The 15,644-nt window shown below is 62.8% G+C and carries 9 protein-coding genes; 7 read left to right on the forward strand and 2 right to left on the reverse strand.

Annotated elements, in window-relative coordinates:
* Window positions 1–68: 68 nt before the first annotated feature.
* From TSACC_RS06475 to tyrS, 3 genes are read left to right on the forward strand one after another with little or no spacing between them, the layout of a single operon-like run.
* Window positions 69–6,095, forward strand: a complete 6,027-nt coding sequence (locus TSACC_RS06475; RefSeq protein ID WP_075078562.1) for a hypothetical protein — start codon at window positions 69–71, stop codon at window positions 6,093–6,095.
* Window positions 6,096–6,113: 18 nt separating this feature from the next.
* Window positions 6,114–6,653, forward strand: coding sequence for a hypothetical protein (locus tag TSACC_RS06480; protein ID WP_075078563.1), 540 nt, complete (start codon window positions 6,114–6,116; stop codon window positions 6,651–6,653).
* A gap of 21 nt (window positions 6,654–6,674) precedes the next feature.
* Window positions 6,675–7,847 (forward strand): tyrosine--tRNA ligase, encoded by a 1,173-nt coding sequence (tyrS, locus tag TSACC_RS06485; RefSeq protein WP_075078564.1) that lies wholly within the window; start codon window positions 6,675–6,677, stop codon window positions 7,845–7,847.
* A gap of 6 nt (window positions 7,848–7,853) precedes the next feature.
* Here the strand turns inward: tyrS and TSACC_RS06490 are convergent, their stop codons facing one another.
* Window positions 7,854–9,935 carry a DNA polymerase domain-containing protein gene (locus TSACC_RS06490; RefSeq protein ID WP_075078565.1) on the reverse strand — a complete coding sequence of 694 codons (2,082 nt, stop codon included), beginning with the start codon at window positions 9,933–9,935 and terminating at the stop codon, window positions 7,854–7,856.
* A 41-nt stretch (window positions 9,936–9,976) separates the two neighbouring features.
* On the opposite strand from TSACC_RS06490, the gene TSACC_RS06495 reads away from it, so the two are divergent.
* The 4 genes from TSACC_RS06495 (at window position 9,977) to TSACC_RS06510 (ending at window position 14,777) form a co-directional block, all read left to right on the forward strand.
* Window positions 9,977–10,747 (forward strand): hypothetical protein, encoded by a 771-nt coding sequence (locus tag TSACC_RS06495; RefSeq protein ID WP_075080594.1) that lies wholly within the window; start codon window positions 9,977–9,979, stop codon window positions 10,745–10,747.
* On the forward strand, window positions 10,744–12,480 hold the full coding sequence (polX, locus tag TSACC_RS06500; RefSeq protein ID WP_075078566.1) for a DNA polymerase/3'-5' exonuclease PolX: 1,737 nt from the start codon (window positions 10,744–10,746) through the stop codon (window positions 12,478–12,480). The genes TSACC_RS06495 and polX overlap by 4 nt, the downstream gene beginning before the upstream one ends.
* Window positions 12,481–12,597: 117 nt before the next feature.
* Window positions 12,598–14,184: a mechanosensitive ion channel family protein gene (locus tag TSACC_RS06505; RefSeq protein ID WP_075078567.1), complete on the forward strand. Its 1,587-nt coding sequence runs from the start codon at window positions 12,598–12,600 to the stop codon at window positions 14,182–14,184.
* Window positions 14,181–14,777, forward strand: coding sequence for an MBL fold metallo-hydrolase (locus tag TSACC_RS06510; protein ID WP_075078568.1), 597 nt, complete (start codon window positions 14,181–14,183; stop codon window positions 14,775–14,777). Before TSACC_RS06505 ends, TSACC_RS06510 begins: the two co-directional genes overlap by 4 nt.
* On the opposite strand, the gene TSACC_RS06515 is transcribed toward TSACC_RS06510, so the two are convergent.
* A complete protein-coding gene (locus TSACC_RS06515; RefSeq protein WP_075078569.1) occupies window positions 14,755–15,639 on the reverse strand; it encodes an HAD family hydrolase in 885 nt (294 codons plus the stop codon). The two genes, TSACC_RS06510 and TSACC_RS06515, sit on opposite strands and share 23 nt — an antisense overlap.
* Window positions 15,640–15,644 lie beyond the last annotated feature (5 nt).

The following is a 15,644-nucleotide window of genomic DNA, read 5'->3' on the forward strand; positions in this document are numbered from 1 at the left end:
AGTCATCTTCCGCGACGTTCGGAAATCACGGGAGTTGCCCGGGCCGGACAATTGCGTACCGTAGCGCCATGTTGAGGCGCGCGGCGGTTTTCGTTTTCACGCTGGGCACCTCTTTTGCCCTCGACCCCTCCGGTCAGCGTCTGGCGGACCGATATTGGACGATTCTCGTGGCCAATCCCACCCAGACGTCCTCGCTCGAGCGTCTGTGGACACTGTATGACAAGCAGGGAGAGTCGGCGCAATTGATCGCCCTCGCCCGCCAGAGAGCCGGAGAATCGCCGTTGCTCTGCGCACAGGTCCTGGCGCTGGGCGGTTATCGCGACGAGGCGATAAAGCTCGTCGAACCGCTCGCCGTATCAAGCGGCCCCGCCGCGCTGTTGCTCGCTGGCTGGACGGCGGATGCCGGGCATCCTGCCGATGCCGCCCGGCTTCTGGAAAAGTCCGCCGTCGCATTGCGGGACCCGGCTCTTTGGATCGGAGCGGGCGAGATTTGGGCAAAGGCGGGAGATTCTCTCAGTGCATCGAGCGCCTGGAAGCAGGCCCTCAGCCTGGCTCCCGGCGATCTGGCTCTCCTGGAAAAACTCGCGAAGTCTGCCACTGCGGCCGGAGACTGGAAATCGGCTGCTGCCTACTGGCGCGAAATCGCCGCGACGGTCGCCCCCTCCCAGCGTGTGGAGGCGTGGGAAGCTGCCTCGCGGGCAGCCGAAAAGGGCGGCGACCTGGATGCCGCTGTCGAGGATCAGGAAAAAGCCCTTTCCCTTCTGGGCGAAGGCCATTGGAAAACCCGGGAGATCCAGGACCGGGTCTTCTCTCTGGCGGAACGCTCGGGACGCATGCCGCAACTCGAGGCTTCCCTGCTGATGGCGTCGGCGGCGGAGCCATCAGCCGCCGGCCCGGCGCTTCGCCTTGCGGCATTTTATCAATACCGGGGGGACGGCGCGAAGCGGTTCAAGTGGATCGCGCAGGCGGCCGCCGTGCGCCCTCAGGATCTCGCCCTTCAGCGCGAGGCAGCCCGACTGGCGCTGGCCATAGGTGATCTCGATGCGGCCGCGGCTCTCTCCCGCAAGGCATCCTCCGGCCGTACGCAGGATGCCGACACGCTATTTCTCCAGGCGGAGGTGGATGCCCTCCAGGGCCGGTCCGTCGAGGCGGGGAAAATGGTCGAGCAGTTCGTCGCTTCGCAAAAGGGGGATGAGGCGATACGCGAGCGGGCGCTCGATTTTTATCGCCGCCTCCACCTCAATGATGCGCTTGAGCGCGAACTCCAGCGTACCGTCCAGGCAGATCCGCGATCTGTGGATGCGGTGCTGAACCTTGCACGTTTCGAGGCAGATCGGGGAAACCACGATGCTGGCGAAAAGGCGTTGCGCCGATTCCCCCTGGACAAGCTGACCAAGGAAGAGCAGGGCGCGGCTGCCGCCAGGTTTGTCGCATTTTACCAGGACGCAAATCTCCTTTCTCTGGCGCTTCCCTGGGCATATCAGGCATTCGCCGCGTCACCTTCCCCTGCAAATGCCCTGGCTCTCTCGCGGCTTCTGGTCCGCAAGGGACAGACCAGCGAGGCGGGTGATATTCTCGTTCAGGCGGCGCTGCTCCCGGGCGACATCGGCGAGGAGGCGGAGCGCTCGCTGATTTCCGATTTGCAGGCGATATCGGCCGGGTCTTCCACATTCGAACCGGGCGGCCAGAGGCGTCTTCGGTCTGTGATGGATTCCCTTTCGCTGCGCGCCCGTAATGGCGGCACGGAGACGGACTGGCTCCGCCTCGCCCGCTGGCAGCGCTTCCTCCGCGCCACCGACAGTTACCAGCAGACGCTCGCCACCGGGCTGTCGCTCTACCCGTCATCCCGCCCGCTTCGCAATGCCTTCATCGATGCCCTCGTGGCCGACGGACGCTATGACGGCGCGATCGCGCAGCTGAACCGGTTGGTCAAGACAGCGGAACCCTCCGAGATGGTCGCCCTCCAGCGGCGCATCGGATACCTGGAGATCGAGCGCGGCCAACCTGATCAGGCGCTCGCGATTTTCGAGAGCATCCGGAACGATAATCCCAAGGACTGGCAGGCTCTGTCGGATGTCGCCTTTGCCCAGCAGGCTGGCGGCAACTGGTTCGCCGCGCTGGAAAGCTGGCTGTTTGCGTATCGACTGGCCCCGCCCGATGCCAAGCGGTCGCTCGTTCAGTCCATCCTCGGCGCCGCTTCCCGGTTGCAGCAGTTTGCCCGCGTCCTGGATTTCCTGGCCGCTGCCTGCGAGAGCGAGCGCAATTCCGATGCCCGGGCCGAGCTGTCGCGGGCGGCTGCGGCGTACTCCAGCGATCACCAGTTGACCGATGCCTGGCTGGAAATCCTCAGGGACAAGGCCGGCCGGTCCGACGATGCTTTCTGGAAACAGGCCCAGGCGGATGCGCTCCTTGCCGCCGGGAGGACCGAGGAGGCGCGCGAGGCGGGCGGCGTGTTCACTGCTTCCCTGCCGCGCGACGAGGAATCGCTGAAAGCCGCCGTCGGCGAGGCGGTCCGGGCTGGGAACTGGGGCGATGCAGCCCGGCTCACGGGATTGCTGATCGCGCTGGAAAAGGAACCCGATCTTTCTGCATGGCAGCAACGCGCGGAGTATCTGGAAAAGGCCGGGCTGTGGTCCCAGGCGCGGGAAGCATGGGCGGCTGTCTCCAGACGGTTTGCGCGAGAACCTGCCGCGCTTCTGGCCGTGGCGCAGTTTCAGGAGCGCGATGGACGTCTCGAGGAGTCCGAGCGCAGTTATCGCATGGCGGGAGATCTGGCGGGGAACCCTCCAGCCATCCTCTTCCGGCTTGGACGGCTGGCGCAGGACCGTGGGGACAGGCTTCAGGCAGCGACGGATTTGGAGAAACTGCTGGCTGTCACTCCGGCCTCCGCGGCGACAGCCCTGCTGCTACCGATCCCTCCGGCTTATGACTCCGGGGATGAAATCTCCGTCGCGTCCGCCACTCCTGTCGCCCTGGGCATTCCTCGCGACACCTGGCCACGTCCCGCGGAATCCGATGCCCGTGGTGTCCGTCTCCTGGCGATTCGCGATCTGGCCCGCATGCTGGCCGACAGCCCGAAACGCGCGGAATGGATTGCGTCATTGACTGATCCCTCTGAGCGGGTGTGGGCGCTGTATTTCTCCGGGGACAAGGGGGCGGCGATTCGCGAGGCCTCCGCTGCAGCGGCAAAACACGATGCCTTATCCCCTCGCGGGGAGTACCTGATGATTCTGGCCCTGGATGCCGGAGCGTGGTCGGAACTTTCCTCCTATCTCGCCCAGCCGGCCGATCATCGGGCCGCGCGATGGAAATCCTTCCAGACGGCCCTGACCTTTCTCCTGGAGAAAGGGTGGCAGCCTCCATCGAAGGAGTTAACCACCTTGATCAGCTCTGCCCCTGCTTCTGCGCGTTGGGAGATATGCCGAGCCCTGGCGTCCCAAGGGCAGGGGCGGCTGGCTTGCTGGCTCGCGGAGTCCATTCCCGCCTCATTTCCCTCGGAGCAGGCCGCCCAGGCATGGATCGATATCGGGACGTGGCGGCTGAACCTTCGCCAGCCCGATGCCGCGAGACAGGCTTTCGATAACGCGCTGGCTCTTTCCCCGGGGGATATTTCCTATTCCCGGCCATTTTTTGCCGCCCTTAGGGCGCGCTGGATGCTCACGCCGCCGGCGGAGCGTGCCGCGGTTGAGAAAAAAATCCTTCAGCAGGCGGTCGCCACGCGCAAGCCGGGCTTCCCGGAGGCCGTCGAAGCCTTTTTTGCCGCCCTGGCGGGGAATTACGAGAAAGCGGGTCAGCTTCTGGAGGAAGTCTTTCAAGCATCCCGCGGTGCACAGGATGCATCCTGGACCGACATCGTGCAGTTGGGGGGGAGCCAGCTGGAGCGCTGGGGGATGAATCGACTCGCGCGCGAACTGTATCGCACCAGCCTCGAGAGTGACCGTGCGCTCGCTGTCCTGCGAGGTGAGGATTTCTCACATGGCGCCATGTCGATGCTCGTCCAGAATCGCCTCATCAATGACGATCACACCTCGGCGGCCTATCTGGCCGGGGAGTGGAGCGCGGGAGGCGCTCGTGTAGAGGATGTGCTGCAGTCCGTCCGCCAATTGCTGGCGGCCTCGCAGGGCGCGAGGGCGGCTTTCCTTATCGACTTCCTGGCTGCCCAGCCCGCGCTGGATGATACCTCTGTCATCACGCTCTTCACCTTCACCGGGGAAAAGCGCGCACGTGAATCTTTGCGCGGTCTTGTCCTGAAGGCACTGGAGTCTGGCTCTTCCGTTCCCCTGCGGATCGCGGCGACGCATGCGGCTCTGCGGCTGGCTATCGGCAGCCAGCAGGATGGGGCGACGGATGAGGAACTCGCCCTGATGCAGCGCATATCGGGGCCCGGCGCGATGTCGCCGGCTTTCAATCTGCAATATGCCCAGGCACTCACCCGGCTGGGGAGGCATCGCGAGGCGCTTGCCGTGCTGGAGGCGGCGACGGCCATGGCTCCCGACCCGGGTCCCTACATCATGAATCTCGCCGAGTTGCTGGCCTGGTTTGGCCGGGAGCGCGAGGCTGCCGTCATCCTGGAGAAGCAGGCATCCTCCGTCGGTCCGAATCGCACGGTCGCCGCACAGCGGCTGGCCGCGCTGGCCGACATTCTCGGCGATCAACGACGCAAGGAACTCGCCGAGCGGGTTCTCAAGGAGGATGGCCTTGATTCCGCGGCCCAGAGGCTGCCGGAGTCGCCGGAGGAATGGCGCGGCCGCCTGCGCGATCTCCGTTCGCGCTACAAACAGTCCCGCGAGCAGTTCAATGCCGTGTCAAACTACGTCCTCTCGCAACCCTTGCTGCCGGTCGAGGTGCGGACCGAGGAGATGGCGAGGCTTCAGGCAATCGCCACCCAGTACCCGGCCTTGATCCCGGCATACTATCTCTTCCGCAAGAATCTCGCTGCCCGCGATAAGAGGCAGGACGACTTTCGCAAGGAGCTGACCGCCGAATGGCGGCAGGGTGCCGGGCAGTATTTCGCCGGTGAAATGCTAATCCATCTGGCTTTTGAGGAGGCGCGTTTCGATCTCATGTCCGCGCTCCTGGACGAATACCTGACAGATCGAAATTTCCAGCCCACCGCCTGGAGGCTGCTCGCGCAGCGGTTGATGGAGGAAAGGCAATACGCCCTGGCCGAGCGCGTGCTGGCGGCAAGCATGCAGCGTTCTGATGGCGATGCCGCCACCGATCTCACGCTGGCCGAGGCGAGGTGGCGCCAGGGCAAGCCGGTGGCGGACATCCTTGCCCGCATCGATGCCATCGGCTCGATCGATCCCGCTCGCCGGCTCGACCTGGCTCGTTTCTACGCCCGGACCAATCAACCGGATCTCGCCGCCGCCCAGCTTCGCGCCATGGACGGATATTTTCCCGCCGAGGCCGGTACTGGAGGGGTATGGGCGCAGGTGGCGACGAACTGGCTCGAGCGCGGACGGATTTCAGATGCTGGCGACGTTCTTGCAATGTTGGTGGAGCGCTGGCCACAGCACGTGAGCGGTCGTTTGCTCGCCGACTATCACGAGGCGCTGGGCGCGGCCGCGCAGCCCGAGGAGATGCTCCCTTTGCTATCGTTCCAGACCCGGCTCGATTACCGGGCGGCCATCTTTGCCGATCTCGTGAGCCGGGGAGACGTGGATGCTGCCCGGGCATGGGTCATGGCGCACCCGGAGTCTCTTCGTGCCCCGGAGGTTCGTGCCGGATTGCAGAGACTGGAGGTGCTGGATTGGCCGAAAATGGCCAGGGTCTGGGGTACCGTCGCTCCCGGCAACACGCTGTGGGAGGTTCAGGCGGCTGCGGCCGCTTTCCAGGCACGGTACGCCGCCCAACTGGAGACTGAGGGAAAATCCCCGCTCTCCGCATTGGGAGAGGCTCACCGCCTGCAGCCCGGAGAGTTCAACTACTCGCGGGCATACGCCAGGGCGCTGGTGAAAAATGGCAAGCCTGCCCAGGCCATCAAGGTCCTCGAAACCACGGTGAAATCGTACGCATCGCCTGAAGACCGCCGGGCCGCCCAGACAATGTTGGATTCCCTGCGGGCTTCACCTCGCTTGCCCGACAGCGCATAAAAGTGTAGCGTCCTCCCCATGCGCCTCCCTGTCCTCCTGCTTGCCTGCTCGCTTTTTGCGGGCGTCTTGTGTGCGCAAGAGCAGGAGCGCTCCCTGGCTCAACGGCTGAACTACATTCCGATGAAGCCGGGAGAGGGGTGGGCTAATCCGCTGGCCAACAAAGAGTTCAATAAAGCGAGCGTCGTCCCGACCGAATCCAAGGTGAAGGCCGGGTCCTACTCCGGCGAGAAGGACTTTGATGCCGGGACATACTCGAATACCCGGTCGTTTTTTGGGATCAAGAACCCGTGGTTTGGACGCAAGGTTTTCAAGACCGGGCAGGAAAACCTCACCACAAAGTACGAGCTCAAGGCTACCGAGAAGCAGTTTGTCACCGACAAGGCCCGGGTGAAATCCTTCGCGGAAACGGATCGCAAACCCATGGATGCCTCGCAGGGGCCGGCCGAGACCAGACCCTTTCTCGTGCAGGGAAAATCCCAGAAGGCTCTCGATCAGCAGTCCAATCAAAAAGAGCTTACCATTGACGAGGTGCGCAAAATCCTGAACAAGGACCGCTGACGGTTTTTTAGGATTTTAGCGATGCAGACCACCTCCGACGCCCTCGATATACTTTGCCGCGGCTGTGAAAAAGTTCTCAGCCCCGATGACCTCCGCGCCAAGCTCGGCGAAAATCGCCCCCTGCGCGTAAAACTCGGCGTCGACCCGACCGCGCCCGACATTCATCTCGGCCACAGTATCTCGCTTTCGAAACTGCGCGAGTTTCAGGACCTCGGCCACGAGGCCATTCTCATCATCGGCGATTTCACCGCCATGATCGGCGACCCGAGCGGACGCTCCGTCACCCGCCCGCAGCTCACACACGAGCAGGTGCTCTCCAACGCGAAGAGCTATCAGGAGCAGGCGTTCAAGATTCTCAGCCGCGAGCGCTCGAAGATCGTTTTCAACGGCGAGTGGTTTGAGGCGATGAGCTTCGATGAGGTCATCAAGCTCAACAGCCGTGTCACACTCCAGCAGATGCTCGTCCGCGAGGACTTCCGCGACCGCCTGGATCGCGGCCAGCCCATCCGCGCCCACGAGATTCAGTACCCGATCATGCAGGGTTGGGACTCCGTGAAGATCCGCGCCGATGTGGAACTCGGCGGCACCGACCAGCTTTTTAACATCATGGTCGGCCGCGATCTCCAGCGGGAGGAGGGAATGCCCCAGCAGGTCGCCATGGTCATGCCCATCCTCGAGGGCCTAGACGGCAAGCAGAAGATGAGCAAGAGCCTCGGCAACTACGTGGCGCTCAACGAAAGTGCCCACGACATGTTTGGCAAGATCATGAGCATCAGCGACGAGCTCATGGTGCGCTATTACCAGATCCTCCTGAAGGAGACCCTGCCTGCCGACGCTCATCCCATGGAAGCCAAGAAGGCGCTCGCCCAGCGCGTCGCCGCCCGCTTCCATACCGCCGAGGAGGCCCAGGCCGCCCGCACCGATTTTGAGACCCGCTTCAGCAAGAAGGACCTCGACCACGCCGACCTCCCGGCCTACACGCCGGGTGAGGCGCGCGACTTCCTCAGCCTCGTTGTCGAGGCCTATGCGAAGTGCTTTGGTATTGCCAAATCCCGCAGCGACGCCCGTCGCCTTCTTGAGGGTGGCAGCGTGCAGTGGAAGGGCGAGAAGATCGGCGACGTCAAGGCCGTGCTGGCCGGGGGCGAGGCCGGTGTCCTGCGCCTCGACAAGACCCGCGCCGTCCGCATCGGTTAAACCCAGCTAGAGCAGCGGAAGGTCGTCGGGACTTTCCGCGAACTCGGCGAATTTCTTCGCCAGTTCGTGCAGCTTGCCCACGTAGTACTCGACGTTTTCATCGCGCGCTTCGGGATTCCATTCCGAGGCCAGTCGTGCGTTTTCATAGGCGACGACCTTTTTCTTCGTGCCGGTGATGTAATAGCTCACCTGATCGCCCGCCTGGTAGTCGCGTCCGCTCTTGATCGCGAGTTCGAAGGCCGCCGCACGGTTGCGGGATGAGGCGCTGATCTTCTTCTGATACGATGCGACGGAATCCTGGAGCGCCTCGGTCTTGGCCAACACCTCGATGGAGAATTCTCCCCGGCGCAGTCGCCCCTCGACCTCGTCGCGCAAGCCACCGGCGTCGCGCGGCTTGCCCTCGAGGAGTCGGCGGACGAATTGCTCAAGATAGTCGCGCAGAAAAGGCTCCATCCCGCGCGACTTGAGTGCCGCGCCCTTGATCGACATCGAGCCGTCCTCGTGAAGCAGCGCGTAGTTCTTCGCCTTGTAGCTGAACATCGCGGTGTAGCGCTCGTCGAATTCCACGTCGATGCCCTCCGGCAGTTCCGCGGTGAGCCCTTTCTGGAGCACCTCGGCATCGGCGCCCTCCGGCGGATGAAAGTAGATGCCGTCGGTGTCGATCTCGATTACCTCCGCTCCTTGTTTCCCGAGCCAGTCGACCATCAGGCGCAGCAATTCGCGGCCCTTGGCGGTCACGGTCTCCGCCACATCGAAGTCGGCAAAGTGCCCCTGCGCAAACCCGAGATAGCCGTAGAAGGAATTGATCAGGATCTTGAACGTGCTCTGGAGCGCGTCGAGTTGGCTGCGTTCGCGGGCGCTTTCTGCCTTCCGCATCTCGGCTTTTGCGGCCACGCGGAAGGTGCGGAGTTCGCTCAGGAGATTGCGGAAGAGGTCCAGCTTGTCGCCCGCCGGAGTGTAGCCAAAAGCCAGGATCACCGACGGATAGAGCGAGGTCACGTCGCAGTGCCACACGTTGGGAATCACTCCCGTCTTGAAAATGTCGGTGTAGCCGCCCTCGAACGGTCGCGCCTCAGGGTAGTCCGGGAGCGAATGCCCGCGCCGCAGATACTCACGGAGGAAGAGCGCGTCGATCTTTGTCGCGTTTCCGCGAATGATCACATCCTGGTAGTTGTAGGGAAAAATCTGCGCCTGGATGAAATAGCTCCGGCTCAGCGCCGCCGCGAGCGCGCGGGTCTCGCGCACGATGGAGAGCGCGGTGCGTCCGTCTGCTGAATCCTTGTCCGCCACGCCGAAATGCTGAGCGACCTGCTCCAGAGCGAAGCTCTCCAGCTCCCGCGAGGAAACGTCATAATACTGCGCGAGCACCCACGTATCGACGAGGTGACGGCCCGGAACGACAAATTTCGGATACTGTATCGTCTTCTCCGCGATCTGGAGGCGCGACGGGCGGGATTTCAGCACCTCGCCGTTGCGGCCCCATGGCAGTTTCGTTTTCAGCTTCTTCGCCCGGGCGGCGAGGAAGGCGAGGTCCACCTTGAAGAGATTGTGCCCCTCGATCACGTCGGGATCGCGCTCGGCGATCTGGGCCGACAGCCACTCCAGTGCGGCGCGCTCGCTCTCCACGAGTCCTGGCTGCACGGCGAAAACCTCCTCCCACCCGCTGGAGTCGGCGAGCGCGATGGCGGTGAGACCGTTTTCGTCGGTCTGGAGGCCGACCTGCATGCGCCGCAGATCCTCGAAGAGCATTCCCTTGAACAACGTACGCCCCGACTGGGTGAGGTACTGCTGCACCGGGTCGTTCAACCAGAAAGTCGGCATCGTGCTGGCGGCTTCCGACCGGGTGGCCTGGCACTCCGCCCACGAGTCGCAACGGACGAGGCGATCCAGGGGCAGTCCGCCAGAGAGTTCCAGCCCGGCGTCTCCGGCACACCAGAAAAACGGCTGAAAAACCTCCCGGACGCGGGCGGTGAATCCATCCGCCTGGCGCACATAGAGGTCGATTGCGTTGGGTTCGGCGAATTCCGCAGCCACCACTCGGGGCAGGGGATCGAAACCGAAAAGTTGCTCGTTCTCGCCAAAATTCACATCCCTACGCTAGATTGCTCCCGGACTTTGTCCAACCACCGATGAAAATCCTCTCTCTCTCGGCCCTGGCCTGTTTTTTGTGCCTGTCGCTGGCTCCTGCCCAGACGATCCATCTCGACGACGCCCAGGCGTTGGAAATCGGTCGCCGCATCTGGAAAAACGAGTGCGCCGGCACGGTCGAGGGCCTGACCTCGTGGAATAAAGGCGAGGACTTCGCCTCGCTCGGCATCGGGCACTTCATCTGGTATCCGCGCGGGAAATCCGGCCCGTTCGAGGAGAGCTTTCCCAAGCTGGTTGTTTACCTTGCCGGGCAGGGCATCATGGTGCCGAGCTGGATGCGGCAGGCCTGCCCGTGGTCCACGCGAGCGGTCTTTCTCGCAGACGCGCAGGCGCCCCCGATGGTCCAGTTGCGCAATCTCCTCCGTACCACCGTGCCGCAGCAGGCGCGGTTCGCCGCGCTCCGCCTGGAACAGGCGCTACCCAAGATGCTTGCGGCCACCGCTCCCGGGGATCGCGAGCGCGTACGCGCCAACTTCTACCGCGTCGCTGCCCAGCCGCTCGGCATGTATGCGCTCATAGATTATGTGAACTTCAAGGGCGAGGGCGTCTCACCCACCGAGCGCTACAACGGCAAGGGCTGGGGCCTGCTCCAGGTCCTCCTGACCATGAGCCCGTCCGGCGATCCGCTGGATTCCTTCGCCCGGGCGGCGGACCAGGTGCTGACCACCCGCGTGAAGAATTCTCCCCCGGAGCGCAACGAGGCCAAATGGCTTCCCGGCTGGCGCAACCGTATTGCCACCTACACGCGATGACCAAGGACGAGATTTCTGACATTCTGGAAAACATTGCCCGGCTCCTCGAGCTCAAGGGCGAGAACCCCTTCAAAATTCGCGCCTATACCAATGGCGCCCGCGCTCTCGACACGCTGACCGAGGATTTCGACAAGATCGTCGCCCGCGACGGTCTCGGCGAGGTGGAGGGAATCGGCAAGGCGCTGGTAGAAAAAATCACCACGCTCGCCCGCACCGGCAAGCTCGAGTACTACGAGGAACTCCGCGAGCAGTTCCCGCCCGACATTTTCACCCTCTTCGACGTGCCTGGCCTGGGTGCGAAGAAGATCAAGGCACTCTACGACCAACTGGGCGTCCATTCCCTGACCAATCTCGAGCGCGTCTGCCGCGACGGGCAGGTGGCGGCGCTCCCGGGTTTTGGAGCCAAGACAGCGGAGAATATCCTGAAAGGCCTGGAGCAACTCAAGAAAAGCGCCGGGCAGTTCCGCCTTGGTGACATCAGCGGACTGGCCGAGTCGCTTCTCGACGACCTCCGCAGCCACCCGCGCGTGAGCCTCGTGCAGGTGGCGGGCAGCTATCGGCGCAAGAAGCCGATCGTGCGCGACCTCGATTTCATCGTCTCGACGCGACACCCGAAGATCGTGCTGGAGGATTTTGTCGGCCACCACCTGGTCGATTCCGTCCTGGCTCATGGAGATACCAAGGCCAGCGTGATCCTGAAAAACGGCATCCAGTGCGACATCCGCGTGGTGAAGTCGGAGGAATACCCCTTCGCCGTCGTCTACTTCACCGGTAGCAAGGAACACAACGTCCGCCTCCGTTCCCGCGCCCTGGAGCGCGGCTGGTCGCTGAACGAATATCGCTTCAGCCTGGCCGAGGGACGCGAACTCAAGGAGCCGATTCCCGAGGTTTACACTGAGGCCGATGTCTATCGCGCGCTCGGGCTGGCTTTTGTGGAACCGGAACTCCGCGAGGATCGCGGGGAAATCGCCGCCGCCGAGGCAGGGGAGCTTCCCCAGTTGATCGAATGGCAGAATCTCCGCGGCACCTTCCATTGCCACACCCATGCCAGCGACGGACGCGCCTCGCTGGAGGAAATGGCCCACGCCGCCGAGGATCTGGGACTCCAGTATCTCGGCATCGCCGACCACAGCAAAAGCTCGGTGCAGGCCAACGGCCTCGACGAAAAACGCCTCCTCGAGCAGGTTGCCCGCATCCGCGAGCTCAACCAGACCTTCGACGGCTTCCGGATTTTCGCCGGAACCGAGTGCGACATCCGCAAGGACGGCTCGCTGGATTTCTCCGACGAAATCCTCGCCCAGCTCGATTATGTCGTCGTCTCGGTACACGCCGCCTTCTCTCTCTCCGAGGTGGAGATGACCGATCGCATCATCAAGGCGATCTCCAATCCCTACGTCACCATGATGGGGCACCTCACTGGCCGACTCCTCCTGACCCGCGAACCGTACAAGGTCAACGTTCCCGCCATCATCGAGGCCGCCGCCGCGACCGGCACCATCATCGAGCTAAACGCCAACCCTCGCCGCCTCGACATGGACTGGCAATGGTGGCCGCTCGCAAAGGAGAAGGGCGTTCGCTGCTCGATCAATCCCGACGCGCATTCCACGGCAGGTTTGCAGGACCTCATCTTCGGCGTCGGCAGCGCTCGCAAGGGCTGGCTCACCCGCAATGACGTGATCAATACCCTCCCTCTCGGGCAGATCGAGCAGGAGCTCGCCCGCAAGCGCAAGTAGACCTTTTTGATCATGGCCCGTCTCGCAAATGAGGCGGGTCGACGCGCTTTCAGGCTTGAAAGTTGCGCCCTTAGGGCGTGCTAATACCGCCCGTCAGCACGACATTTACCAGCAGGCATGATTCTTCCACTCCTCATCGCTGCCGCGACTCCCGAGCCTTCCCCCTCCGCCTCGCCTGAGGCGCTGATTAGCGAAAGCGTCATTACGGAGGGTATCAAGGTGACCAACAAGGCGCTGATCTATGGCGGCACCGCGATAGCGATCTATCTGGTCCTGTTCATTCTCGGACGCTTCTTCAAGCGGCGCTTCCAGGTGCCGCTGGGCTGGTTCTACCATATCTTTTGCCTGACCTTCGCCCTGTTCGTGGCGCAGATGCTGCCGATGATCGATTTCGGCGTGGCGGAGGAGCACGTCAATGCGGCGGTGGTTCTTTCTGGAGCGTTCATCGTCATCACCCTGCTGCGACATTATTTTGTCGCGATTTTCGGGCGAGGGGACGGAATGAACGCGAAGGTTCCCAAACTGCTCAGCCAGTTGGTCTCGCTGGTCGTTTTTCTCTTCGCCTTCGTCATCGTCATCCAGAATATCTACGGCCAGCCTCTGGGGGGCCTGCTCGCGGGCGCAGGTGTCGTAGGTATCGTTCTCGGTCTCGCCTTGCAGGATACGCTCGGCAATCTTTTCGCCGGATTTGCCATCTACTTCGGCGGGCAGTTCAAGCCGGGCGACTGGCTTAAGGTCGGGGAGGAACACGCCGAGATCATGGAGGTGAACTGGCGCTCCACCCGCCTCCGCACCTGCGACGACATCTACCTCGATATCCCGAATAGCAACATCACCAAGGAAACGGTGACGAACTTCAGTCACCCGACCGCGCGGCATGCCCTCCGTATCGAGGTCGGGCTGGATTACGATGTCGCGCCCACCAAGGTGCGCAAGGTGCTGGTCGAGGCCTGCCTCATGGGCAAGGGCGTGCTGGCGGAACCCGCTCCTGCGGTCTTTCTCAAGGAATTCGCCGCTTCCAGCATCACCTACGACCTGAAGTTCTGGATCGAGGATCACGGCTGCTTTGAGGAGATCCTGAGCAGCGTGCGGACGAATCTCTGGTATGCCCTGCGCCGCCACAATATCTCGATCCCGTACCCGATCCAGCTTGAGACCCAGTATGTTCCCGCGGTCCAGCCACCGGATTGCCCGGCCCTGATCAAAGATGGACTCAAGAAAGTTTTCTTTGCCAGCGTCCTGAATGACGGCCAGAAGACCTATCTTGTCGATCATGCCCGTGTGGTTTCGTTCGGCGAAGGGGAAAAGCTTATCAAGCAAGGCGATGCCGGATCATCAATGTATATCATCCTTGAGGGGCTGGCTGATGTGTTGGTGGACATCGGAGGCGCGATCCGCTCCGTGGCCAAGATCAACCCCGGCGAGTGCATCGGAGAGATGTCCCTGCTCACCGGCGAGGCACGCAGCGCCACCATTGTGGCGTTGGAGGACACGACTGCGGTCGAGATCGACAAGAGTGTTCTGGCTCCGATCATCGCGGACAGCCCGGAACTCGTCGAAAACCTGAGCGACCTGCTCGCCCGCCGCCGTCTCCAGAATGAAGGCGTCTTGTCGGAATCGACGAATTCCGCGCTGCTCGCCGAGAAGCAGCAGGATTATCAGTCGAACTTCCTGCGCAAGCTCCGCAAGTTTTTCGAGCTATGACGCCCGAGGTGCGCCGGATTCGCGAGGGTCTCGTGATCTGGCAGCTTTATGTCGACCGCGTGAAGGTCGACTGCACCAGCACGCTGCTGCGCGCGTCGGATGGCTGGGTGGTCTTTGATCCTGTCGACATCCCGATGGATGCACTCTCGCCGGTTCTCGATGGCGAATCCGTTTCCCGCATCGTCCTTACCAGCGAAAATCATCAGCGGGATTCCGTGGCGCTCGCGAGGCTGTGGGATTGCCCGATCCTCGCCCCGGCGGAGGCGAGGCCGGAGCTGGTTGCCGACCAATGGTACGCCGCCGGGGACGTCCTGCCGGACGGTTCGCGCGTCATTCCGCTGCCCGGAGTGGCTCTGGGAGAAAGTGCGTTGCTTTGCGGTGACGTTCTCGTCGTCGGCGATGCGCTGATTCACTTGAAGGAGTTCGACATCCTTCCGGACAAGTATTGCCTTGATCCCGCGCGGCTTCGTTGCTCGCTTGCGGCGCTGCTCGACGAGGATTTCTCGACGCTCTGCTTTGCCCATGGACTGCCGCTTGAGGAGCAGCCTCGCGAGCGGCTGAGGGCCTTGCTTACGAGTGCTTCGGCGCCTTGACTGTGCCAGCTTCGAGGTCGATGCGGCGACGGTCGAGGATGGAGTTGGCGATATCCTGTACCATCTCCTCGATGAGGAAGCGCAGGTGGCTGCCCTGGCGAAAATCCGATGGCGCGATGTTTTTCACCCGCTCGGCGTGGGCGCTGAGCTGGTAGCATTTCTTGAAGCTTGAGCGCGTCGGGTCGTTCGGATTGTAAACCGCGATGGCCTTGCCGCCATTGCGCTGCATCACGGTGAAGCACGGCACGTCCGTCGGCCCGTCACCGATGTAGACCATGTTGGGAAACGGGATCGGGCGGAGGTCAGGAGCCATGTGGTCATTCACGTCCTCGCTGAGGTCGAGCATGCCCTTGTTGATGCGGAAGAGGAATTGCGTCTTCTGCGTATGGCTGATCGCCCGCTTGGGGAAGGTGATGCGGCCTTGTGAATCCTCGCCGAATTCGCAGCCAAAGATCGCTTTGACATACGGCGCGAGGCGGCTGCCCTCCAGCAACACTTTCAGCCCGCTGGAGACGATGTAGTGCTCGACCGTGATCCCGTAAGCCTTGTGCTCCGGGGAAAGGAGGTCTGTCTGGAACTCCTCAAACATCTCCGGGAGGCCGGGATAAAAGTTCAGCTTCGCCCCGAGAGACCGCAGTTCCTCATTGGTCGGGCGGTCCATCTCCAGCGTGTCGAGCAGCACCTTCATGTAGGCCAGCTCGTTGTCGTAGTTCTGCTCCCGCACGAGAGCCTGGCATTGTTTCCAGAAGCGGTCGGCATGGATGCCGAATTGCGGAAAAATCGCCTCCTCCTGCATGTAGGCCGGCGAGAGGGTTTGATCGTAATCGTAGATCAGGGCGATGGTATTCTGCGGCGCGGACATGGATA

Origin of the sequence: Terrimicrobium sacchariphilum, from assembly GCF_001613545.1 — a bacterium.
GTDB classification, from domain to species: Bacteria; Verrucomicrobiota; Verrucomicrobiia; order Chthoniobacterales; family Terrimicrobiaceae; genus Terrimicrobium; species Terrimicrobium sacchariphilum.